Raw genomic sequence first — 23,583 nt, 5'->3', positions numbered from 1 at the left:
GGAACTCGCTGTGCGAAAGGCGCACGAGATACTCGGCCTTGCGTCCGATTCACCGGACTCGCTGAGGCGGCGCCGCAATAGCGTTCAGCACTGGAACGAGATTTATTCGGCGGCTCACGAATCGTTGAACCAGCACAGCCGCGACCATGGCTGTGGGCCTCAGACCATGCCGCCGTTCCTGGCAGACCCGCGACCGATATACTGAGCGCATGGCGAACGAAGTCGAAATCAAGTTCCGGATCGCTGACCGGAAAGCCCTCGAAGAAAGTCTCCGCGCCAACCAATTCCGCGAGAAAACTGCGTCTACCCACGAGCTAAATACACTGTACGATTTTCCAGGATCGAAGCTCCGCGGGCGTGGCGAACTGCTGCGCATTCGCGAATTCGGCGGCAAGTGGAAGGTGACGCACAAGGCGAAGGGCAAAGCCGGTAAGCATAAGTCGCGCAAAGAGACTGAGACCTCAATTGGCGATGGGCAAAAGCTGGAAGAGATCTTTGAAGCGTTGGGATTGAAGCCGTCGTTCCGGTACGAGAAGTTCCGCGCGGAATGGACTGACGGGAAAGGCGATGTGGTGCTCGATCACACGCCGGTCGGGGAATTTGGTGAAATCGAAGGCGAACCGGATTGGATCGACCATGTGGCGAAGCTGCTTGGGATTTCGGAGGATCAGTACATTACGTCGTCGTATGCCGAGCTGTTTCAGCAGTTCGTGAGGAGTTCAAATCGTAAGGCTGCGAACATGACCTTTGCGGAGTGCGGCACGAAGTAAACGGAGAACACTCGATGCTGAAGCTTAGCGGTCTTGTTGTCCTGTTCATCCTGGCTTCCGTTGCGGCATTTGCGCAGCCGGATTCGGCCTCCGACAAATACCTCCACATCCAGACCATTCGGCTTTGGGATAGCGCGGCGCCCGGCGCGATCAGCGCCACCGACGACGACATTCCGACGCTGACGGTGTTTGAGCCGTGGGATGCGCCGCCGAACCATCCGGCGGTGATCGTGGTGCCTGGCGGTGCTTACAAGATGCTGGCGTCAATCCACGAGGGGCGTGAGGTTGCGGACTGGTTCACTTCAAGAGGGTTCACAGCTTTTGTATTGAAGTATCGGCTGGGGCCGCGCTATCTCTATCCCGCACCGTTGCAAGACGCACAACGTGCAGTGCGCATGGTGCGGTCGCGTGCGCAGCAGTTCGGGATCGATCCCGAGCGGATTGGGATGCTTGGATTTTCGGCGGGTGGACACTTGACGGCGATGGCGGCCACTACCTCCGATGACGGCGATCCCGGCGCGCGAGATCCGGTTGATCGGCTGAGCAGCCGGCTGAAGTTCATGGTGCTGGTGTATCCGTGGCTGAATGCGATGGAATTGAAGCAAGGGGATTGGATTTCCTATTGCTCCGTGCTGGAGATTCCGTCAGACAAGTGCGCCAACTTCATTCAGTATTCGCCGTTGCGGGGAGTCTCGAAAAAGACGCCGCCGACATTTATTTTCCACACGGCCGATGACGACACGGTGCCCGTTCGCACGAGCACGTCGTTTTACCAGGCATTGCAAAACGCAGGAGTTCCTGTGGAACTGCATGTGTACAACTCAGGCCCACACGGCGTGGGATTGGCCGCACAGGATCCCGTGTTAGGAACGTGGCCCACCCTGCTTGATCGATGGTTGCGATCGCTGAAGTTGATGTAGCGCAATCAGGAACTATCCACGGACGAAGAGCGTACTAAGCTCCATGAGTGCTGGGATGCCGCTTGCTGTTTTGACGAGGCAACACGCCGAGGAAAGAAACCGAGCGCGCTGGACGTCGGGAATAACGCTCGTGCTCGTGCTGGCGGGGCTCCGGTTGGTGGTGTACGCAGTCGCGGGTCCGAACTACGGGTATTTCCGCGATGAGCTGTATTACCTGGCGTGCGGGGAGCATCCGGCGTGGGGGTACGTGGATCAGCCGCCAATGATCGGCTGGCTGGCGTGGCTACTCCAGCACACGATTGGAACGTCTCTCTATGCGCTGAGGCTTTTGCCGGCGCTGGCGCATGCGGGGAGCATCTTCTTGGCGGGAATGCTGGCACGGGAGCTGGGTGGGCGTCGCTGGGCGATGTTTTTGGCAGCGCTGGCCACGCTGATGGCGCCGATTGGGCTGGCGTTCGGACATCTGTTCACGATGAATGCGTTTGATCCGCTGCTATGGGTCGCGATTGCCTACTGCGTCGTGCGGATTGTGAATACCGGAAACCAGAGGCTCTGGCTGGCGGTGGGCGGGCTGACGGGAATCACGCTGCTCAACAAGTATGGAATTGCGTTCTGGATTGTGGGACTGATCGTGGGCGTAGTGTTAACGCCGTTGCGGAGCAGCCTAAAGCAGAAGTGGTTTTGGCTGGGATGCCTGCTCGGGGCGGCAATCTGCCTGCCGAATTTCCTATGGCAGTGGAAGCACCACTTCCCTTTCCTTGAACTGATGCGTAACGTACGCGAGAGTGGTCGCGACGTGGTGCTTGGTCCGTTGGGATTCCTGAAGGCGCAGTTGGAGATGATCGGCTTTGCCGCCGGCATTCTTGTGATTGCTTCCGTGATCTACGGATTTACCAAAGCAGGCCGCAGCTATCGGACGCTGAACTGTGCGTTTTTGGTTTTTCTGCTCGCGATCATGGGGCTGCACGGAAAGACGTACTACGTGGCGGCGGTGTACCCGATCGTGTTCGCGGGGGGCGCTGTGGGACTGGGTGCCGCGACGCAGAAGCGCGGTTGGGTATGGGTAAAGCCCTTGACGGCGGTATTGATCGCGGCGATCAGCCTGATTTACGCGCCGATGATCGTGCCCATCCTGCCGGTGGATAAGTTCATCGCCTACGAGGAGAAGATGGGGATCCACCAGCAGAAGTTCGAGCACCAGCGAGAAGGCAAGCTGCCGCAGCTTTATGCCGACATGTTCGGATGGGAGCAGATGGTGCAGAAGGTGGCCGCGTACTACAACACGCTTTCGCCAGAGGAAAAGGCCAAGACTGCGATCTTCGCAAACAACTATGGTGACGCGGGCGCGATTGATTTCTTCGGGCCGAAGTACGGGCTGCCAAAGTCTATTGGCAACCACCAGAGCTATTGGATCTGGGGGCCGCGGCAGTATACAGGGGAGAGCCTGATCGTGCTGGGCGATGATGACGAGCGCAACATGCAGACGAAGTGCGCTTCGTACTCGATCATTGGGACGGCCGAGTACCCGCTGTCCAGGCCCGACGAGTGGCTGAATATCTATCACTGCCGCGGGTTCAAATGGAACCTGCAAGAGATTTGGCCTAAGACGAAGCACTTCAATTAGGCGAATCGTAAATTTTTCTTGGACGCCCGTCCCGCGCCTCCCCACGTCACACCACCCTGTGATATCCTCCCGCCTATCGGATGTGGGGGACGGCGAAACCTCTCGCCGCCGCTTCTGCCGATTGGGCTTCCTTCAGCGCGGAATTGCATCCCAATGCATATGCCTCCCGGCTCCGGACTCCGCTCTCGCGATCCGATCACCTCGAATGGCGGTGGTCGTGGTCCGATCCCTGTAGATTACGACTGGGGTGGAGATGGGCATCGCGGTGGCGGCGATGACGACCGCTTTCCCAGTTATCCGGAGCGCCTGCGCCGCGTTAAGCTTGCGGTTTATATCGTTCTCGCTTCGATCGTGATGCTCTTTGTCGGCTTCAGTTCGCTGATGCTGGCGCGGAAGTCGGGCACGCGGTATGACATGGCGACCAACAATTACGTTTCGGACTGGACCCCAGTCAGCCTGCCTTTAAAGCTCCTGTTCCTGAATACCATCCTGCTGGCACTGAGCAGCTTTACATTGGAATTGGCCCGGAAGCAGGCGCGACGACGCGTGGCGCTGTTTGGACTGCATGTGCCCGGCGTGAGCTTGGGGCGCGAAGTTGGATTCCCCTGGCTCGGAGCGACCCTGATGCTGGCGGGAGGGTTCCTGTATGGGCAGTATCGGGCGTGGGGGATGCTGCACCATCACGGCCTGTATATGGGGACGATGATCAGCAGCTCGTTCTTCTTCATCCTGACGGGAGCCCACGCGGCGCATTTGCTGGCGGGAATTACGGCACTGACCTATGCGGGTGTGGTGTCTTTTGTGCGGCGGGCGCCCGAGAACTATCGGCTGATCATCGACGCGACCAGCATCTTCTGGCACTTCATGGGCGTGTTGTGGGTATATCTGTTCGCGCTGATGTACTTTAGCGGGGTGTAGGGCCAAGATCCGCGACTCTCTAGTAAAATAGAAAGACTCTGCACTCCTCCGGAGCCCTTCTGTAGCCCTGCGGAAATTCCTCCGCCCGGATTGGGGTGCTTGTTACGGGGCCGATGTCGAACGAGAGCATTATTGTCCGCGGTGCGCGGGTACACAATTTAAAGAACATTGACGTGGAGATTCCGCACAACCAGCTCACGGTTGTGACCGGGGTTTCTGGCTCGGGCAAGTCCTCCCTGGCCTTTGACACGATTTATGCCGAGGGGCAGAGGCGGTATGTGGAGTCGCTGTCGGCGTATGCGCGGCAGTTCCTGGAGCGCATTGAGAAGCCGGATGCCGACCTGATTGACGGTATCGCACCGGCGGTAGCGATCAAGCAGAAAAATAGCACCCGCAATCCGCGCTCGACGGTGGCGACGGCGACGGAGATCTACGACTATCTGCGGCTGCTCTTCGCCCGTGTGGGCCGGACCTACTGCGACAACTGCGGCGGCGAGGTCAAGAAAGATACCGTCGACGAGATCGCCGACCGGTTGCTGGCGATGCCGGAGGGGACGCGCTTTAATGTGCTCTTTCCTCTGGTGCAGGCTCCGGCCCCGGTCGAACCGGAAAAGAAGCCGAAAGGTCGCAAGCCTAAGAAGCAAACTGCACCGGCACAGGATGAGTTGACGAAAGAGCGGCTGTTCGAGCTACGCAAGCGGGGATTCAATCGGCTCTTCCAGACGGGACAGATTTTCGAATTCTCAACGCCGGAGTCGCTGCTCGATATCGATTTCTCGAAGCCCGTTTATCTGCTGGTGGATCGAATTGCGACGGCTCCGGATAACCGTTCGCGCATTGTGGATGCGATTGAGTCGGCGTACCGCGAAGCCGGCGAAGTCATTTTTGAAACCGCGCCGCGTGAAGAGGGCGGAGCGCCAGAACGCCTTCGATTTGCGCAGCGATTTGAGTGCAAGAACTGTCATGTGAAGTACGACGAACCGGAGCCGCGGCTGTTTTCGTTCAACAATCCGTATGGGGCGTGTCCGAAGTGCCAGGGGTTTGGGAACACCATCGATTTCGATATGGACCTGGTGGTGCCCGATCCAACGCTGACCTTGAATGGGGGCGCGATTGAGCCGTGGACGAAGCCGAAGTATCGTCCGCTGGGGACGGAGATGAAGCGTTATGCGCGGAGCGTGGGTATTCCATTGGATACGCCCTGGCGCGAGCTGACCAAAGAGCAACGTGATGTGCTGATCGAGGGCGACGGCAAGTATCCCGGGGTGCGGGGGTTCTTCAATCATCTCGAGCGCAAGAAGTACAAGCTGCACGTGCGGGTGTTCCTGAGCCGGTATCGCGGGTATTCGCAGTGTTCCAGTTGCGGCGGAGCGCGGCTGCGCACCGAGGCACGCAATGTACGCGTCGCGGGGAAGAACATCTGCGAAGTGACGGCGATGACGGTCGAGGAGGCAACGAAGTTCTTTTCGACGATCCAGCTCACCCGCGAAGAGACGGAGATCGCGGGCAAGCTGCTGGAAGAGATCCAGAGCTTGCTGCGCTTCCTGAACGAAGTTGGACTGGAGTATTTGAGCCTCAACCGGCTGGCTTCGACGCTGAGCGGGGGCGAAGCACAGCGGATTCAATTGGCGACTTCGCTGGGATCACGGCTAGTGGGGACGCTGTATGTGTTGGATGAGCCATCGATCGGGCTGCACAGTCGAGATACGAACCGGTTGATCCACATCCTGCATGACCTGCGCGATCTGGGAAACACTATCCTGGTGGTGGAGCATGATCCGGAGATCATGCAGACGGCCGACCGCATTCTCGACCTAGGGCCGGGCGCCGGGGAAAATGGCGGCAAGTTGGTGGCGGCGGGGACCTACAACGAGATCAAGAAGAACTCGGCATCGCTGACGGGGCGGTATCTTGCGGACGAGTTGCATATTCCGATGCCGACGCAGCGGCGGGAGCCGAACTCGCGGAAGATCGTGGTGAAGAACGCCTACGCTCACAATCTCAAGGGGATCGATGTCGAGATTCCGCTGGGGATGATGGTGGTGATCACGGGCGTGTCGGGGAGCGGGAAATCTACTCTGGTGCATGACATCCTGTACCAAGGGCTGGCGACCGAGAAGCGGCAGGTGACCGGGCTGCAACTCAGCGGGTTCGAGAGCATCGAAGGCGCCGAGTACATCGACGAAGTTGTGCTGGTGGACCAGTCGCCGATCGGGCGCACCCCGCGATCGAACCCCATCACCTACATCAAGGCGTTTGACGCGATCCGCGAACACTTCGCTTCCCTGCCTGAGTCGCAGAAGCGCGGTTACGCGGCGGGACATTTCTCGTTCAATATTCCGGGCGGGCGTTGCGAAAACTGCCAGGGCGACGGAACTGTGACGGTCGAAATGCAGTTCCTCGCCGATGTGGAACTAATCTGCGAGGAGTGCAAGGGGACGCGGTACAAGCCGGAGATTCTTGAGATTCGGTATCACGGGAAGAACATCCACGAGGTGCTGGATCTGACGGTGAAGTCGGCGCTGCAGTTCTTCAGCGGATCGCCGAAGATCGTGGACAAGCTGCGTGTGCTCGACGAAGTGGGGCTGGGATATTTGAGGCTGGGGCAGTCGGCAACCACGTTGAGTGGTGGCGAGGCGCAGCGCATGAAGCTGGCGCTGCATCTGCAGCCGAAGATGAGGGACGTCGGCCGTCCGGCGACGACCGAGGACGGCAAACCGATTCGGCGGCATCCACGGATGCTCTACATCTTCGATGAACCGACGACGGGGCTGCACTTCGACGACGTGAGCAAACTTCTGGCGGCGTTCAAGAAGCTGATCGACGCCGGCGGGTCGATTATCGTGATCGAACATAACCTCGACGTGGTGAAGACGGCGGATTGGGTGATCGACCTAGGGCCGGAGGGCGGAAATCGCGGCGGAAACCTGGTCGTAACCGGAACACCGGAAAAGGTCGCGAAGACCAAAGGCTCGTATACCGGCCAGTGGCTGGCGAAATATCTTCCGATCCACGGAAATGGGTCGCATGACTGAACCCTGCCGCCGTACGTCTAAGCGACGGGCTTTGGCTCCCGGAGGACGTCTCGGTTGATGCGTCGTGCGTGGCTGGTGGCAATTCTGGCGCTTGGCTGTGCATCGGCGCAAACGCGTCAGCCTGCGAAGGTGGCTGCAGCGTCTCCGGTGGACCAGGCCGAAACGGCGATCGGCAAGCAGGATTGGGCGGCGGCCGAGACACTTCTGAAGGACGCCACCTCGCAGGAGCCCAAGGACTACCGGGCGTGGTTCGACCTCGGCTACGTTTACACCTCCCAAGACAAGACCCGAGAGGCAGCCGAGGCATACCGGTATTCAGTCGACGCCAAGCCGGACATCTTTGAGAGCAATCTGAATCTCGGTATCTCACTTGCGAAACTTGGCAATCCAGACGCGGCGAAATACCTGGCCGTGGCTACGACGCTGAAACCCACAAGCCATCCGGAAGAGGGATATTTCCGGGCATGGCTGTCGCTGGGGCACGTTCTGAGCAAGGAATCCCCGCAGCGGGCGGCCGAGGCCTATCAGCAGGCCGCGAAGTTCAAGTCGAAAGATCCGGAGCCGCATCTGAGCGCGGCGCAGATGTATGAAATAGCGAAGGACACGGCGGGTGCGGAGCGCGAGTATCAGGTAGTCCTGGCGCTGGATCCTGGCTCAAAAGAGGCAATCACCGGGCTGGCGAACATCTACCTGAACGCGAAACGGCTACCAGAATCCGAGACCATGCTGCGGAAGATTCTGGCGGGCGATCCAACGAACAGCAACGCACAGCTGCAGTTGGCGCGGGTTCTGGCAGCTGAGAACAAGGACGATGACGCGACGGCCGCGTACGACGCCGCTCTCAAGCTGCTTCCGAATGACGGGGAAGCCCAGAAGTCGGCAGCGGATTTCTATCTTGCGGCCAAGAAGTATAAAGAGGCGGCGGCGGCCTACGCACAATTGGTGCAGGCGAAGCCGAATGACGCCGCCCTGCGTGAGTTGTACGGGAATGCCCTACTGCGGCTTCATAAGAACGCGGAGGCGCAGGAGCAGGCGCTGATTGCTATCAAGCTGAATCCGAACATGGGAGAGGCGTACAACGACCTGGCGTTTGCTGCCGCCGAGAACAAAGATTATGCGCTGTCGCTCAAGGCGTTGGACGCGCGGGCAAAGTTCTATCCGGAAAATCAGGGTACCTACTTCCTTCGTGCGACGAATTACGATAATCTCCGCTTAGTAAAAGACGCAATCGCGGCCTATAAGAAGTTCCTGGCGGTATCGGATGGCAAATTTCCCGACCAGGAATGGCAGGCGCGGCACCGTCTTATCGCAATAGACCCTGAATCGAGAAAGAAATGATGCGAAGTGTCGCGCTCGCAGTCGTCGTGGTGTTCCTCGCGTTGTTTGCGGTTGCACAAACTGAAAACAAAACAAAAGCCGAATCCGCCTCAGGGGCGGACAAAGCGAAATATGCTCTAGAAGCTGCGGAACAAGCTGCCAAGGCTGCCGACAGCGCATTTAAGCAAGGTAAAGACACCGAGGGTGCTGCCCACCTGAAAGAGATAGCCGACTATGCCAAGATGGCATCAGACGCAGCCATCGAATCAAGCAAGCGTGAGAAGGAAACTGAAATCAACCTTCGGAAGATCGTAAACCGCCTCGTGGATGTGAAGAACAGCCGCCCCTTTGACCAGCAGGATGCGGTACAGCAGGTCATCGACGCCGTGGACACGGCACGGAACAATCTGCTCGAAGAGATGTTCAAGAGAAAACACTGATGAGGCTCGCGGCCGCGTTGCTCCTGGGATTGGTGCTGTGTAGTCCCCTGCTCGCGCAGCGGAAGATCGGCCGCGATCCGCTCAACGCGGAAGAAGCCGACAAACTTCGCGATACTGCTCAAGAGCCGAACGAACGCCTGAAGTTGTATGTAGGGTTCGCTCGCGCCCGGCTGACCAGCATCCAGCAGGTGCTCGCCGATACGAAAGCAAAGGACCGCAGCAAGCAACTGCACGATCTCCTGGAAGACTTCGCAACCCTCTGTGACGAGATCGGCGACAACGTGGAAACCTACCACGCCGACAAATGGGACATTCGGAAATCGCTGAAAATTGTGATCGAGGGCTCCAGCGAATTCCAGGCGGAGTTGCGAGCGATTTCAGAAAAGACCAATGGCCCTGAGGCCCCGCCGGACGCAGAACAATACAAGTTCGTGCTACAGGATGCGACCGAGTCGCTGAACAATTACGCTGACGACGCCCGCCACATCTTGCAGGAGCAGAATGCACTCGCGAAAGACAAGAAGCTCAAAAAAGAAGAATAGCCGCGCGTGCTAATCTGAAATTGCTTTGACCAGCCGTATCCACGAAATCTTCCAGGAAACCTATCGCGAGTTGCGTCCGCGGGCGCCGATGCCCGTGATGCACATCCGCTTCTATCCCTTCGCGAACATCAACAATACGATTCGATTGCGCGAGGGAGAGTTGAAAGTTCGACTATCGGATTTGCTGGAAGGCGCGCCGGAACCGGTGCTGAAGGCGATTGCGCACATCCTGCTGGCAAAGCTGTATCGGAAAGAGATCGAACCACAGCACAACACCCGATATCGCCGTTACACCAATAGCCGCGAGTTGACGGAAAAGGCGCATACCATCCGGCAGATGCGCGGGCGCAAGACCATACACGGGACGCAAGGCCGCGTTTACGACCTGGAAGAAGTCTTCGAGGACCTGAATCGCCGCTTCTTCTTCGGATTGATGGCGCGGCCGCAGCTGACGTGGAGCAATAACCATTCCCGCCGAGCTTTAGGACACTACGATCCGGCACACAACGCGATCGTAATCAGCAAGATATTTGACCAGCCCCTGATCCCGAGATATGCCGTCGAATACCTGCTCTACCACGAGATGCTGCACTTGAAGCATCCGGTAAAGCTGCGCGGCAGCCGCCGATGCGTGCATGGGCGCGAATTTCAAGAAGAGGAAAAGCTCTTCCCTGACCTCGACAAGGCGCTGGCGTTTCTCAAGACCCTGTAAAAGCAAAAGGCCGCCATCGCTCGCGGCCTCAAATATTCCAGAAAAAATTAGAACGCCCAGCGCAGGAGCGTGGCGCCGCTGGTGAATCCCGCACCGACGGCGGCAAGTAGAACGTTGCTGCCCTTCTTCAGTTTGCCTTCATCGAGTGCCGTCTGCATGGCCAAAGGAATGGTTCCAGCCGTAGTGTTGCCGTACTTCTCGATGTTGATGATGACCTTCTCCATGGGCATTTTCAGGCGCTCAGCGGTGGCGACAATGATTCGCTTGTTGGCCTGATGGGCGATGAAGCAGTCCACATCGGTGCCGGTCAAGCTGTTGCGCTTTAGGACCTTCTCGGTCATCTCCGACATTTTCTTCACGGCATACTTGAAGACATTTTGTCCATCTTGATGAACATAATGCATTTTCTGGTCAATCGTTTCGTGCGATGCCGGGTTCAAACTGCCGCCGCCGGGCATGTAGAGGTACTGTCCACCGACACCTTCGACCTGATGAATGTGGTCCATGACGCCGACGTCTTCGCCGTCTTCCGTCGGTTCCAGCAGGACCGCTCCGGCGCCGTCGCCGAAGATGATGCAGGTGGCGCGGTCGGTGTAGTCGATCATCGAGGAGTTCACGTCGGAGCCGATCACAAGGACCTTCTTGTACTGGCCGCTCTCAATGAACTTGGCTCCGGTGGTCAGCGAGAAAAGAAATCCCGAGCATCCGGCGGATACGTCGAAGCCCCAGGCATTGGGAATGCCGAGTTTGTGCTGCACCAGGCAAGCGGTGGAGGGGTACATCATGTCCGGGGTCACGGTGCCGACAACGATGCATTCGACTTCCGCGGCCTCTATGCCGCGGTTGGCCAGACACTTCTTCGCGGCCTCGACGGCTAAGTCGCTGGCAGCAACGCCCTTATCCACGAGATGACGTTCGCGAATGCCGGTCCGTTCGAGGATCCACTGGTTGGTGGTATCCACCATCTTTTCAAGGTCAAAGTTTGAGAGGACGCGGGGTGGAACGTAGGTTCCAAGCGCCGTAATCTTGGCGCGACGTACAGAAGTCAAATCCGTTCTCCGTCAGTAGGTTGCAACACTTCATTCTCCACTATTCGCACGCAGTATGTCACTAGCACGACACCGGAGTTGGCTGCGGCGTTCCCAAAAGGCAATTCAGCAGCATTATGCGGAGATTTGCGCGACAGGCAGAACACTAGATAAAAAAAAGCCGGACACCGGAGAACCCGCTGCACACGTACTTACCTACTACCGTTGCTTCCTTCCGGACCTGGCGGGATTCGCAGGGTTACGTCGCGCGGGACCGATGCCCGACTTTTCATTCTATCAAAGGAAGCTGTGGAAGGCCCAATCGGCAACAGTTACGCACGGTTACGACCCTAATGTCATCGCGTTTTCGCGAGTAGAACGTTAGAATTTAGGTTCTGATCCACTTCTGTAACTTGCAAAGGGTATCCCATGTTGTTGCCCATTGGGCGTGAGAAAAAGATAGTCAAACGATTGCCGATCGTGACTGTCATCCTGATTCTCACTAACATTCTCGCTTTCTGCCTGACGATCCGCGACATCGATGACGATACAGGCAACCGGAACCTCAACACGGTCCGCAACCACTTGCTGGTCATGAAGGCGCGGTTCCCGGACGTCGTGTTGGATACCGAAGCGCAGCAGATGGTGGACGACTTCCGGAAGACTCGACCCGAAGCCTGGCAGATGGTTGCGGACCCGAACCGCGAGCCGATGGACACATGGGAAGCCGTACTAGTCGATGAAGAGAACCCGAAAATCGAGAAGCTCCAGGAGCAGGTAAACCTGCTCTGCATCGAGTTTCGCGACCTTCAAAACCGAGACAACTCCGTCCTCTGGATGTACGCATTCCACTCCTATCATCCTAAGTACCGGAGTTACATCAGCCATCAGTTCCTGCACGGAGGGTTCTTTCACCTCCTCGGCAACATGTGGATGTTGTGGCTGTGCGGCGTTGTCCTGGAAGAAGTCTGGGGACCCTACGTGGTGCTGGGCTTCTACCTCTGTGCCGGAGTATTCGCAGCCGCGGCGCATGGCGCCATGAACCCGAATTCGCTCATACCGATGCTTGGAGCCTCGGGATCGGTGGCCGGCCTCATGGGCGGCATGCTGGTGCGCTACCCGAAGCTCAAAGTAAAGATGTTGTTCTGGCTGTTCTTCTACTGGCGAACATTTTTCGCGCCGGTTTACATCCTTGCGCCGCTGTGGTTTGTTGCCGAACTGTTCTGGGGCGGGCTCGGTGAGCGCGGCATTGCCCACTGGGCACACGTTGGGGGCTTCGCATTTGGAGCGGTCGTGGCGCTGGCCTTCGATTTCGGCCGCGTCGAGAAGATTACGAACCCGGAAGAACCTGTGCCGGTAGTCTGGAAGCCCGACACCGAGTTCCTGCATGCGGCGCAGTTGCTGGAAAAACGCGAGACGAATACTGCGCTCGCCATTCTCCGAAACTACGTGAAGAAGAATTCGAATGTGATCGACGCATGGGAATTGTTGCAGCAGGCGCAGATTCAGAAGAACGATGCAAACGAGCAGCGTCAAGAAACACTTCCGGTCCTGATTCGTCTTTATCTCGGGGTTGGAAACGACGAACGGGCGCTTTTGCACCTGCGCGAGTTCCGCAGGCTCGGAGGAACGATCCTTCCAGCTTCAACGTGGCTTGAACTCGCACGAAGCTACGAACGGGTGGAACAGTGGGAAATCGCCGCCCGCGAATTCGAGAACCTTGGCATTTCGTATTACGCCACGGACCGAACATCGCTGACGGCGCTGCTGAGCGCAGCCAGAATCTATCTCACGAAGCTCGATCGCCCGGCCGATGCAAACCGCCTTTATCAGGCGGCCGGCAACTCGCCGATACCACACTTGGAAATGGATGCGGTGATCAAGCATGGGATCAGCCAGTCCGCCGCTGCGAATACCGCAAAGAGCAATGGTGTAGCGTTCTAGGCGACTCTTCAGTCAGTGCTGCTTCCGGCTCGGGTATCCAGTACAATCGCGCTGTTGAAGCTGCTGCTATCCATCTTAATGCTTTGTGCTGTTGCGCCGATGCCGGCGCAGACGTGCGCTACCGTTCAAAACATGATCTCTGTCGCCAAGCTAAATTCTTCGACTGACTCCTCCGGATTTCCAAAGGCGGAAGCATGGAACTCCGCCAAGCCGATTCAATTTTGCGCCGATTGGCAAGGCAAGAACCCTGACCCGCAACGCCAGACGGAAGTACAGGCGTTGTGGTCAACGGACACGCTCTACCTTCGGTTCCGCGCTAGCTATCGCGAGCTCTACACGTATCCAGGCGGCCCTGAGAGACGCGATCACTTGTGGGACCGCGATGTAGCGGAGGTGTTTCTGCAACCGCCGCACCAGTCGGGACGAGTGTATTCGGAGATTGAGGTAAGTCCCAACGGGGACTGGATCGACTTGGCCATTGCAAACGGCGAGCATGAAGACCTGCGTTCTGCGGTGAAGAGCAGGGTCACGGTCGATGAACGCGCGAAGCTCTGGACCGCCGAAGTTGCGCTGCCGATGAAATCGGTGACGCCCATGTTTGATCCAGGGCAATCATGGCGGGTGAATTTCTTTCGGATCGAGGGGCCTGAACCTAGTCGCTTTTACTCAAGCTGGCAGCCAACAAACACCCCGAAAGCAAACTTCCATGTGCCTGAAGCGTTTGTCGAAATGCGATTCGACAAATAAAGGCGAACCGCAGCTCCCGGAACAGGACTGGTTACCAAAGAGTCCGAGGAACAATAGCCTGCCGCGACCGAGGTTGTTAGAGTGTAAAGAGGACCGAACCCAGGAAGGCCCTCTTCAATGCGAACCTTATTTTCGCTTTTCACAATTGTTTTACTACTTCCCTCGCTTTTATCCGCTCAATCCGACCCTCCCAGCCTTGGTGACGTAGCGCGACAGAATCGCTCAGCCCGCAAAGCCGATGACCCCTCGAAGCCGAAACAAATTTTAGAAAACGAAGATCTCGGAAAGTACAGGGGACCCATTCCTGAGATCGCGCAGACCAAAGCGAGTAACTCGCAGGAGATTATCGCTGCGATTCTTGCGTACTCTGATAAACATTCGCCAGAAGAGACAGAAACCGCGGTTCATCAGTGGTACGACGCCGAAATCGAGATCATTAACGCCGCAGTGAAACATACGGTGACGCTCTATCAGGACCGAGCAAGCCCGACATCGGCAAACGCTCTGGATCAACAACACGGCTACGAAGATTACAGGCAGTACGTTCAGGCACGCGCGGATACGCAGCAGCGCGATCTCTCTGACCTGAAGACGCTGGGGGAATATCAACTAGTGATCGGGCGAGTTGTCGGCGGATTGCGCGAAGTCAAGAACGCGCTATATATGCAGAAGCGCTTCAAATTCGAGTGGTTCGATGATAACTATCCTCAGACCCACTACATCTTCATGCCGAACCGAGTGCAGCAGCCGCCTACGTGGTGCTGCACGGAATAACGGATCATTGCAAAAGCAAAGCGGCGCACGAAGCGCCGCTTTTTCATGACAGAAAATACATTAGATATGGCAGTGGGTGCGTCCGCGCTTCAGGAGGTACTGCTGGTGATATTCCTCAGCGCGATAGAACGGTTCTGCCGGGACAACTTGCGTAACGATCGGCTTCGAGAATCGCCCGCTCTTTTCGAGGGCCTCTTTCGAGGCGCGCGCTTTCGCTTCCTGTTCCGGAGAGTAGAAGAAAATCGCCGACCGATATTGCGCGCCGACATCCGGGCCCTGACGGTTCATCTGCGTCGGGTTATGGTTCTCCCAAAAAATCTTTAGCAGGTCGTCATACGAGACCTTGGCTGGATCGTAGGTGACTTCGACTGCTTCGGCATGGCCGGTGGTATCGGTGCAGACGTCGTGATAAGTCGGATTTTCAGTATGGCCGCCGGTATAACCGACTGCCGTGGCGACTACGCCGGGCGTGGTACGAAAAGTCTCTTCTACGCCCCAGAAACAGCCGGCCGCAAAGGTGGCTTTTTCCATAGATAACTCCTACCAGGACAACAATGAAATCACTCAATTAGATGTCGCGAGGGTCCGAAAAGCACCAATGTCCGAAAGAGCTTGTTCTCAGGGCAGGCCGACCTTCTTAACCAACTCGTCGAAGCGAGGATCGGAGCGCAGAGAGGCGAAGGAAGGGTCGGTTTTCAACTGAAGCATGCCCATGTCCCTCTCCCTCGGCCCTGCATCGAGCCAGTGAAATGCCTGGTCCGTGTCTCCAGCCTCGGAGACGAGTGTCTTCGGCCTTATAGACCACACCCATACCGCCGCCGCCCAGCTTCTCAAGTACCTGATAATGAGAGATGGTCTGCCCGATCAAAGTGTTTCCCCAGGGAGGAGTATCGCCAAGCTTACGGGCGACGGTAAGCGAAAGTCGAGCCTTTTCGCGATAGACTCTGGAACGACATGGCACTTGCTGCCGAAATACAGGATCTGTTCGCGCAATACGACGCTGCTGAAGTCGCTGCGCGGGCGCTGGTGACTGAAATGAACGAGCGCGTCGGGACCTGGCGTCCTTCGCCCGACAAGTGGAGCGTGGCGCTCTGCCTCGACCATATCGCTGCGACTAATCGTGCCTACCTGGAAGCAATGAGGGCTCCTCTGGAACGGTCACGGGTCGGAGGAAAACTGCGCCGAAAACCAGTGCTGCCGGGCTTCTTCGGCAGGCTGTTCATAAAGGGCGTAGAGCCACCCGTGCCGAAGACGCTTCGCATCAGGGCGCCGAAACTCATCGTCCCACGACCCGGGGTACCTCTTTCTGAAGGAATTGCGCAGTTCCTCGCGTCACAACAGGAAGTGTGTGAGGTAATCACGAAGAACGCCGACCTCGATCTCGCCTCGATCCACTTTCGGAATCCATTCATTCGTGGAGTGAGCTTCACCGTCGCGAGCGGTTTGTACATCATCGTCGCCCACGAGCGGCGGCACCTATGGCAGGCAGGGCATATCCGAGACCTCGCCCAACAGGCGTTGTCGGAACCCGCGGCATAGCCAATCGGACGGCCACGACTGATATCCTTGCTTTTGTGAAAAAAACAGCTAAAAGGTCTGGAAAGATCCTGTCCAAGCGCACCGTTTTCAAGGGAAAGCTCTTCACGGTCGCAATCGAGAACATCGCCGATCCTGAAGGCAATAAGGGACGCCGCGACATCGTCCATCACGGTGGGTCAGTGGTAATTCTGCCGCTCGATAGCTCTCAGCGCGAACCTCGCGTGCTGCTGGTTCGCCAGTTTCGGCATGCTGCCGGACAATACCTGTGGGAGCTTTGCGCGGGAGGGCTTGATGGCGATGAAGATCCGCTGGTGGGCGCCAAGCGCGAGCTGATCGAAGAGACTGGCTATACGTCCGAGAAGTGGGAGAAAGCGATGTTCTTCTACGTGAGCCCCGGCTTTCTCGACGAGAGCATGACAATTTACTTGGCACGCGATATTAAGAAAGGCAAGGCGCAGCCGGAGGAAGATGAGTTCATTACCAAGCGCCTCTTCCCTCTTTCGGCGGCGGTGAAGATGGCGCTCACCGGCAAGATTCTCGATGCCAAGACAATTGCTGGGATCCTTTGGCTGCAGCAGCATTTGGCTGGCGCAAAGAGGCCTCACCGGCGTTAAGGGCTTCTTCCGAAAAGCCATCGGCAGCGAAATCGGATCGGGGTATACTTTTGGCGTTTGTGGCGTCCAGCAACTTCGCGTGCATTCGCAGTCAGCAATGATTCCCATACGGGCTTTCGCAAAGGAGATCGGTTTGAAACAACGCACCTTAACTCTCATGATCCTGATTGCCATTGTGCTGTGCGCGGCTGCTACTTGGGCCCAGCCACCGCAATTCCCCAGCCTGTCGGCCGATATGAAGATGACCGGCCATAGAGGCGAGGACTCAACCGGCAAAATGTTCTTCAGCGGTGAAACCAAGCACATGCGCATGGAAATCGCCGCCCGCGGGCACAACATGATCATGCTCGTGGATTCGACAAACACTGCGAACCCGAAGAGCACAATGATCATGCCCGACCAGAAGATGTACATGGAAATGAGCGCTTATGGCGCCGGTCCCGGAATGCGTCAGCGCGGACCAGAGATCAAGCCCTATGACCCGACCAATCCCTGTGCCAGTGAGGAAGGTACGACCTGCAAGAAGGTTGGCACCGAGACCATGAACGGCTACGTTTGCGACAAGTGGGAGTTCACCGGCAAGGAAAATCGGACGGTATGGATCTCACAGAAGTTGCACTTCCCTATCAAGTCTGTTTCGCAAGATGGGACGTCGGTGGAATTCAGCAATATCAAAGAAGGGCCGCAGGACGCGAGCCTGTTCACCGTTCCCGCTGGGTACCAGAAGATGGATATGGGCGCGATGATGGGCGGAAAAGCGCCACAATAGCCGTAAATCAAAGGAATGTTCGTGAGAGCCCGCCGCAAAGGTGGGCTTTTACTTTTGGGTAACGACCATCGTGGCCGTGGAGGAACGCGTGCCATCCGCTGCGCTGGTGGCAGTCACGTGATAAAGGCCTTCTTTTAATGGAGCAGTGTACTTTGTGGTGGCGTACATGCGGCCATCGTGCGATGACGACGGCTGCGATATGACAGAGCCTCCAGCGGGGCCCTCCTCGACCGACCACCGGACGTCGACGTTCTCGATGCCGACGACGCTCGCTTCCAGCGTGTGCGACTCGCCGGGATGCATTTTTAGCATCGCGGGAAACACGGTGATTTCGGCTCCATGAACCTGCTTGCCCGCGCGCTTGAACTGCAACATCTCGTAGCCGAGAAATGCCATAACGATTCCGAAGACGATCAATATGGCGACTGGTGATCGCCGGGATTCGGAGTGCGTCTCTGGGTTGCCCACTATGCCTTCGCTTCTTCGAGAGCCTGCGTGAGTTGTTCCCACTCGACCATCAGAGTTTCCAGCTCGGCGCGGCGCTGTTCGAGCAGCTCCGTCTGGCGCTTCGTCTCTTCCACGCTCACGAAATTGCCGAGAGAATTCTCACACTCCACGATGCCGGTTTCGGTGCGTTCGACAAGTTCTTCGAGCTCGCGCATGCGTTCTTCATACTGGCGCAGCTTGATAGGATTGAGACGCTTTGCTTTTTCGCCAGCCGTCGTAGCCCCGTCACCATTGCTTTTGGGGGCCTCAGCTCTTACCGCCTCGAGATCAACTGCGGTCGTGACGCCGGCCTTCGAGCGCAGGTATTCTTCGTAGTTCCCCGGATATACCTGCACGCCGCCATCGGCAACTTCGAAGACTCGTGTCGCGAGCTTGTCGATAAAGTAGCGGTCGTGCGACACAAAGACGACGGTTCCCTGGAACTTCTCCAGCGATTCGAGCAGCACGTCCTTGGCTCGCATGTCGAGGTGGTTGGTCGGCTCATCGAGCAGCAGGAAGTTCGACGGATGCAGAAGCATGCGCGCCAGCGCATAACGATTACGCTCGCCGCCGGAGAGCACGCCCAGCGTCTTGAAGACATCTTCTTCCGAGAAAAGGAAGCAACCAAGCAGGCTGCGTAGTTCCGTCTGGGTGGAACGCGGCGAAATCTCAGCAATGTCGTCGAGCATGCGCGCGTTCGGATCGAGTTCCTTGTATTGGTCCTGGGCAAAGTAGTCCACTTCAACGTTGTGCCCGAGCCGCAACTCTCCACCGGTGAGCGGCTCAAGACCGGCGAGCAGCTTGATAAGCGTGGATTTGCCGGCACCGTTCACACCGACAAGCGCTACCCGATCGCCGCGCTCAATAAAGAAATCTACGTTGTTGAGGACCTGCTTCTCACCGTAGCTCTTCGCCAGCCCCTTGGACTCGACCACCTGACGTCCGCTGGGCTTCGGCTGCGGGAATGTGAAGTGAATGGTCTTTTCATCCGGCGGAATTTCGATACGCTCGATCTTTTCCAGCTCTTTGATGCGACTCTGGACTTGTTTCGCCTTGGTTGCCTGGTATCGAAATCGGTTGATGAAGGCTTCGAGCTGCTCGATCCGCTCGCGCTGGTTCTTGTAGGCGCTCACGATCTGCGTCCGGCGCATTTCTTTTTGCGCGAGATACTTGTCGTAATTGCCCGCGTAGAAGTGCACTTCCTTGTTCCATATCTCAACGATCTTGTTGACCGTAACATCGAGGAAATACCGATCGTGTGATATCAGGATGTAGGCGAATGGATAGTGCGTGAGGTACTCCTCGAGCCAGTTGCGGGTTTCGAGGTCGAGGTGGTTAGTCGGCTCGTCGAGAAGCAGAAGATTCGGCCTGGCGAGTAGCAGTTTCCCCAGCGCAATGCGCATTTGCCAGCCACCCGAGAACTCACCGGTGTCCCGCTGCCAATCCTCTTTGCTGAAACCGAGTCCGGAAAGCACGGTGCCGACCTGCGATTCCAGGGCGTATCCATCGCGGATGCGAAATTCGCCGTCGATGCGGTGGAAGCGATCGGAGATCTGCTTGTACTCAATCGACTCGTGATCGATTTCGCTCATGCGCCGCGTGAGCGTTTCGATTTCCTTCTCCATCGCTTTGAGGTCTTCGAAGACGCTCAGACACTCGGCGAATACGCTTCGTCCGGACAGCCGCAGGCCATCCTGTGGCAGGTAGCCCTGGGTGATGCCCTTGGTAGATTGCAGCGAGCCGTAGTCGAGCGACTCGATGCCGCCAAGCACTTTGAGCAGCGTGGATTTGCCGGTGCCGTTGGCGCCAACCAGGCCGACGCGGTCCTGCGGCGTGATCAGCCAGTCGAGATTTTGAAACAGACTCTTGGGGCCGAAACGCTTTCCGGCGGCAGACAACTGGATCATTGCACTTCTATTGTCTCATCCGACGACGATGCCCCGGCACTCGCCGAAGCCAATCCGTGCTTGACCTTCGCGCTCCGCGTAGCCGCGGAAGATTACCTCGTCGCCATCTTCGAGAAACTTGCGAGTTTCGCCGCTCGGTAGTGAGATGGGCTCGGTGCCGCGCCAAGACAGCTCGAGCAGGCATCCCCGCGAGTGTTTCGACTGTCCAGAAACCGTGCCGCTGCCGATCAAGTCGCCAGGTTGGAGATTGCATCCGTTCGAGGCATGGTGCGCGAGCATCTGCCCGAAGGTCCAATACATATCGCGTAAAGATCCGTGACTCAGGCTGATTGGCGCGATTTTCTCATCACGCATCTTGCGCGTCGAAAGATAAGCATCGAGCGAGACGTCGAAGGCGCCGCGCTGCTGGTCGTTTTCGTCACTGAGATACGGCAAGGGCTGTGGATCGCCCTCCGGACGCTTGTACGCGCTCCTACGATAGGGCTCGAGCGCTTCCAGCGTCACGAGCCACGGAGAAATCGTGGTCACGAAGTTCTTGGCCAGAAACGGCCCCAGGGGTTGATACTCCCACGCTTGTATATCGCGCGCCGACCAATCGTTCAGCAAGCACAAGCCGAAGATGTGCTTCTCTGCGTCGCGCAACGGTACCGTCTCTCCAAGGGCATTCCCCGGCCCGATCACTGCGCCCACTTCGAGTTCGTAGTCGAGCTGTGCGCACGGACCAAATGTCGGCATGTCAGCCGTCGGTGGCTTGCGCTGGCCGCTCGGCCGCTTCACTGCCGCGCCGCTGGCGACGACAGAAGAAGCTCGCCCGTGATAGCCGATCGGCACCCACTTGTAATTTGGCAGCAGAGGATTGTCCGGCCGGAACATGCTCCCCACATTCGTCGCGTGGAAGACGGAGGCGTAGAAATCGGTGTAATCGCCGATATCGATCGGCATCTCCATCTCGACGTTCGCAGTTGCATCGAGATAGCGCGCTACCTGCTCGCGTTGCGGAGAATCTTCGCGCAGCAGGTTAAACAGTGCCATGCGTGCCGCGCTCCATATCTGCGGGCCGGCAGCTAGGAATCGGTTCAGGCGCTTTTCAGTCAGAAGTTTAAATTCAGCAGAGCTCTTCCCTTGGTCGCGCACCCAGGCGCCGACATCGAACACCTGATCGCCAATCGCGACGCCGATGCCGCCACCTTCGTCATTCTTGCGACGGAAGACTCCGAACGGCAAGTTCTGCAGCGGGAAGTCGCAGTCCGGCGCATTGGCCGAAGCAACCCACGACTTGATCTTTGGATCATGTGTCTCGTTCATTGGGATTACGGTAGCAGACGGAGCGCTTGCAGGTCAGCAATCGGCTCCTCGAAGGAACACGAGCCGAAGGCAATCGCGAAATTCGTGCGCAAGTCCGCGAGTTCTTCGGCAGAAAGATACGCATCGCCCCAATGGACGCCGTTCTCGGCAAATCGGAATGCCTGAGGATTTTCTTCTGCCAACAAACGCTCCAGAAATAGAACCGCATATCCCTTGCGCGCAAATCCTGCAGCCAGGAAGACATTGAGGAAGCCGTGCATCGTACCTTCAGCGCTTCCCTGCTCGTAGGTGAACGGCTTCACGCAGCGCACCGGATGATGAAGTCCCGCTGTCGCTTTGAAAGGGATCGCCGCTGCGGCACATGCGCGCAGAAAACGCGCAATAGCCCCGGCCTGTGGGAACGCATCGGCGGTTAGCCCTCCGGTGCGGATCTTCGCCCGTAGCTTCTCGTGCTTCATCTGCGCAATGAGTTCGGTCGGATCGCTGGCGCTCGCGACCTCCACGTAGCCAGTAATTCCCGGTAGAGCGCGGATTTCAGAGGATGTCGATGCCTTCAACTCCACCGCATCGATCTGAACGTCACCGCCATATGTCGCATTGAATTCCTGGATCAGCGGCAGATCGGAACCTACTTCGGTAATCAGCGCGCTCAGCCGCCAGTCGGCGGGCTCTCCCTCGGTATGCCAGGCACGTTCAAATTCATCCAAGCGCGCTACAGGAACAATGAAGCGGCCCAGCATCCATGCATGCGGGCCAGACTTGTAGCGAGCGTAATTCGACACTGCCTTCGCCATCTCGAGCCCAGCCGGCGGAAATAGACCGGCGTAGTCGATGAGACCTTCGAGGAGCGCGTGCAGCGCAGATGTGGTGGCCGTTGGGGTCATTGTGTCCTAGGGTTTTCGAAAGTGTTTTTTTAGGTCCTGCCAGCACGTGTAGTACTCGTGCTGCAGTTGTGCTGTTTCGAGCGCATATTTCGTTGGCCGGCAAACAAAACGCGTTTCGAACATGAAAGCTAGCGTGTCGCCGAGATACTGCGGCTTCAACTCCGCGTGGCTCGCCTTCTCGTAGGTCGCTGCATCAGGCCCGTGGCCACTCATGCAGTTGTGCAGGCTGGCGCCACCGGGGACAAAGCCCTCCGCCTTCGCGTCGTACTCGCCCTTGATCAGGCCCATGAACTCGTTCATAAAGTTGCGATGGAACCATGGCGGCCGGAAAGTGTGCTCGGCGACCATCCAGCGTGGCGGGAAGATCACGAAGTCGCAGTTTGCTGTGCCCGGAATCTCCGAGGGCGCCGTGAGCACGGTGTAAATCGATGGATCTGGATGATCGAACGTGACGGAGTTAATGCAATTGAAGTTTGCCAAATCGTACTTGTATGGTGCGTAATTCCCGTGCCACGCGACGACGTTGAGAGGCGAGTGGTTGTACTCCCCTTCCCACAGCTTGCCGCAAAACTTGGAGGTCACGCGGAAGCTGCCTTCGCGATCTTCGTACGAAGCAACGGGCGTCAGGAAATCGCGCGTATTCGCCAAGCCATTGGCGCCGATCGGACCGAGGTCCGGCAGGCGGAACATTGCCCCATAGTTCTCGCAAATGTAGCCCCGCGCCTGCTTCTCCAATAATTCAACGCGGAACTTGATACCGCGCTGGATAACAACGATCTCTCCAGGCGCAGCTTCAATTCGCCCGAGTTCCGTGTGGAAGATGAGCCTCCCCATCTGCGGCACGATGAGCAATTCGCCGTCGGCGTCGTAGAAGAAGCGGTCGTTCATGCTCTTGTTCGCGACGTACAGATGAATCGCGACGCCGCTGTGCATGGTGGAATCGCCATTGCCCGCGATCGTGATGAGGCCGTCTACAAAGTCCGTTGGTTCCGTCGGAATAGGCGGAGGATCCCAGCGCATTTGGTTCGGCGGCGTGGGAGCTTCATCGAACGGTGTGCTGCGTAGCAGCTTCTGCTCGGCAGCCTCGTAGGGCTTGTGCATCACCGAAGGGCGGATGCGATACGCCCACGTGCGGCGGTTCGCCAATCGTGGCGCTGTGAACGGCGTTCCACTCAATTGCTCGGTGTACAACCCGAGCGGCGCCTTTTGCGGCGAGTTCTGCCCCTTTGGCAGCGCACCCGGTTCAGCTTCGGTCGCGAACTCGTTGCCGAAACCCGACATGTATCGATCGTTCATGTGACCTCGAGC

At 57.7% G+C, this 23,583-nt stretch carries 22 protein-coding genes and 1 other RNA gene; 15 read left to right on the top strand and 8 right to left on the bottom strand.

Annotation, left to right across the window (positions count from 1 at the left end; translation table 11 throughout):
• Positions 1-209 precede the first annotated feature (209 nt).
• The 9 genes from ACID345_RS10420 to ACID345_RS10380 all read left to right on the top strand — a co-directional run bounded on the left by ACID345_RS10420 (position 210) and on the right by ACID345_RS10380 (position 10,278).
• Complete coding sequence (locus ACID345_RS10420; RefSeq protein WP_041855604.1) at positions 210-770, top strand: class IV adenylate cyclase; 561 nt, start codon at positions 210-212, stop codon at positions 768-770.
• Between the two features lie 14 nt (positions 771-784).
• A complete protein-coding gene (locus ACID345_RS10415; RefSeq protein ID WP_011522827.1) occupies positions 785-1,690 on the top strand; it encodes an alpha/beta hydrolase in 906 nt (301 codons plus the stop codon).
• Positions 1,691-1,745: 55 nt separating this feature from the next.
• Positions 1,746-3,314 carry an ArnT family glycosyltransferase gene (locus tag ACID345_RS10410; protein ID WP_187148984.1) on the top strand — a complete coding sequence of 523 codons (1,569 nt, stop codon included), beginning with the start codon at positions 1,746-1,748 and terminating at the stop codon, positions 3,312-3,314.
• 153 nt (positions 3,315-3,467) lie between these two features.
• A complete protein-coding gene (locus tag ACID345_RS10405) occupies positions 3,468-4,232 on the top strand; it encodes a cytochrome c oxidase subunit 3 (protein ID WP_011522825.1) in 765 nt (254 codons plus the stop codon).
• Between the two features lie 113 nt (positions 4,233-4,345).
• Entirely contained in the window at positions 4,346-7,267 is a 2,922-nt protein-coding gene (gene uvrA, locus ACID345_RS10400; protein ID WP_011522824.1) for an excinuclease ABC subunit UvrA, read from the top strand.
• A 57-nt stretch (positions 7,268-7,324) separates the two neighbouring features.
• A complete protein-coding gene (locus ACID345_RS10395) occupies positions 7,325-8,605 on the top strand; it encodes a tetratricopeptide repeat protein (RefSeq protein WP_011522823.1) in 1,281 nt (426 codons plus the stop codon).
• Positions 8,602-9,024 (top strand): hypothetical protein, encoded by a 423-nt coding sequence (locus ACID345_RS10390; protein WP_011522822.1) that lies wholly within the window; start codon positions 8,602-8,604, stop codon positions 9,022-9,024. Before ACID345_RS10395 ends, ACID345_RS10390 begins: the two co-directional genes overlap by 4 nt.
• Positions 9,024-9,566, top strand: a complete 543-nt coding sequence (locus tag ACID345_RS10385) for a hypothetical protein (RefSeq protein WP_011522821.1) — start codon at positions 9,024-9,026, stop codon at positions 9,564-9,566. The genes ACID345_RS10390 and ACID345_RS10385 overlap by 1 nt, the downstream gene beginning before the upstream one ends.
• A gap of 25 nt (positions 9,567-9,591) precedes the next feature.
• Complete coding sequence (locus tag ACID345_RS10380; RefSeq protein WP_011522820.1) at positions 9,592-10,278, top strand: SprT-like domain-containing protein; 687 nt, start codon at positions 9,592-9,594, stop codon at positions 10,276-10,278.
• 47 nt (positions 10,279-10,325) lie between these two features.
• Here the strand turns inward: ACID345_RS10380 and ACID345_RS10375 are convergent, their stop codons facing one another.
• Together ACID345_RS10375 and ffs are read right to left on the bottom strand one after the other, a co-directional pair.
• A complete protein-coding gene (locus ACID345_RS10375; protein ID WP_011522819.1) occupies positions 10,326-11,327 on the bottom strand; it encodes a beta-ketoacyl-ACP synthase III in 1,002 nt (333 codons plus the stop codon).
• Between the two features lie 162 nt (positions 11,328-11,489).
• Positions 11,490-11,586, bottom strand: an RNA gene (gene ffs, locus ACID345_RS26145) — signal recognition particle sRNA small type.
• A 149-nt stretch (positions 11,587-11,735) separates the two neighbouring features.
• Between ffs and ACID345_RS25390 the strand changes: the two genes are divergently transcribed.
• The 3 genes from ACID345_RS25390 (at position 11,736) to ACID345_RS10360 (ending at position 14,771) form a co-directional block, all read left to right on the top strand.
• Positions 11,736-13,250, top strand: a complete 1,515-nt coding sequence (locus ACID345_RS25390) for a rhomboid family intramembrane serine protease (RefSeq protein WP_011522818.1) — start codon at positions 11,736-11,738, stop codon at positions 13,248-13,250.
• Between the two features lie 78 nt (positions 13,251-13,328).
• Positions 13,329-13,997 carry a carbohydrate-binding family 9-like protein gene (locus ACID345_RS10365; RefSeq protein ID WP_011522817.1) on the top strand — a complete coding sequence of 223 codons (669 nt, stop codon included), beginning with the start codon at positions 13,329-13,331 and terminating at the stop codon, positions 13,995-13,997.
• A 117-nt stretch (positions 13,998-14,114) separates the two neighbouring features.
• Positions 14,115-14,771, top strand: a complete 657-nt coding sequence (locus tag ACID345_RS10360; protein WP_011522816.1) for a hypothetical protein — start codon at positions 14,115-14,117, stop codon at positions 14,769-14,771.
• A 60-nt stretch (positions 14,772-14,831) separates the two neighbouring features.
• On the opposite strand, the gene msrA is transcribed toward ACID345_RS10360, so the two are convergent.
• Complete coding sequence (gene msrA, locus ACID345_RS10355) at positions 14,832-15,302, bottom strand: peptide-methionine (S)-S-oxide reductase MsrA (RefSeq protein WP_011522815.1); 471 nt, start codon at positions 15,300-15,302, stop codon at positions 14,832-14,834.
• 423 nt (positions 15,303-15,725) lie between these two features.
• Between msrA and ACID345_RS10345 the strand changes: the two genes are divergently transcribed.
• From ACID345_RS10345 to ACID345_RS25385, 3 genes are all read left to right on the top strand, one after another.
• Complete coding sequence (locus ACID345_RS10345; RefSeq protein ID WP_011522814.1) at positions 15,726-16,310, top strand: DinB family protein; 585 nt, start codon at positions 15,726-15,728, stop codon at positions 16,308-16,310.
• Positions 16,311-16,345: 35 nt separating this feature from the next.
• Entirely contained in the window at positions 16,346-16,924 is a 579-nt protein-coding gene (locus tag ACID345_RS10340; protein WP_011522813.1) for an NUDIX hydrolase, read from the top strand.
• A 133-nt stretch (positions 16,925-17,057) separates the two neighbouring features.
• Entirely contained in the window at positions 17,058-17,693 is a 636-nt protein-coding gene (locus ACID345_RS25385) for a DUF4412 domain-containing protein (RefSeq protein ID WP_187148982.1), read from the top strand.
• 48 nt (positions 17,694-17,741) lie between these two features.
• Here the strand turns inward: ACID345_RS25385 and ACID345_RS10330 are convergent, their stop codons facing one another.
• From ACID345_RS10330 to hmgA, 5 genes are all read right to left on the bottom strand, one after another.
• The gene (locus ACID345_RS10330) at positions 17,742-18,089 is read right to left on the bottom strand and encodes a hypothetical protein (RefSeq protein WP_011522811.1); all 348 of its coding nucleotides are present in this window, start codon (positions 18,087-18,089) and stop codon (positions 17,742-17,744) included.
• A gap of 71 nt (positions 18,090-18,160) precedes the next feature.
• The gene (abc-f, locus tag ACID345_RS10325; protein WP_011522810.1) at positions 18,161-20,086 is read right to left on the bottom strand and encodes a ribosomal protection-like ABC-F family protein; all 1,926 of its coding nucleotides are present in this window, start codon (positions 20,084-20,086) and stop codon (positions 18,161-18,163) included.
• Positions 20,087-20,101: 15 nt separating this feature from the next.
• Positions 20,102-21,391: a fumarylacetoacetase gene (gene fahA, locus ACID345_RS10320; protein WP_011522809.1), complete on the bottom strand. Its 1,290-nt coding sequence runs from the start codon at positions 21,389-21,391 to the stop codon at positions 20,102-20,104.
• Positions 21,392-21,396: 5 nt separating this feature from the next.
• Positions 21,397-22,275 carry a hypothetical protein gene (locus ACID345_RS10315; RefSeq protein WP_011522808.1) on the bottom strand — a complete coding sequence of 293 codons (879 nt, stop codon included), beginning with the start codon at positions 22,273-22,275 and terminating at the stop codon, positions 21,397-21,399.
• Between the two features lie 6 nt (positions 22,276-22,281).
• Positions 22,282-23,571 (bottom strand): homogentisate 1,2-dioxygenase, encoded by a 1,290-nt coding sequence (gene hmgA / locus ACID345_RS10310; protein ID WP_011522807.1) that lies wholly within the window; start codon positions 23,569-23,571, stop codon positions 22,282-22,284.
• Between the last annotated feature and the right edge of the window lie 12 nt (positions 23,572-23,583).

It is taken from the genome of Candidatus Koribacter versatilis Ellin345, assembly GCF_000014005.1.
In the GTDB taxonomy this organism is placed as follows: domain Bacteria; phylum Acidobacteriota; class Terriglobia; order Terriglobales; family Acidobacteriaceae; genus Korobacter; species Korobacter versatilis_A.
Note: the sequence above shows the minus strand (reverse complement) of the source record. Positions and strands in the feature narration are given on the sequence as shown.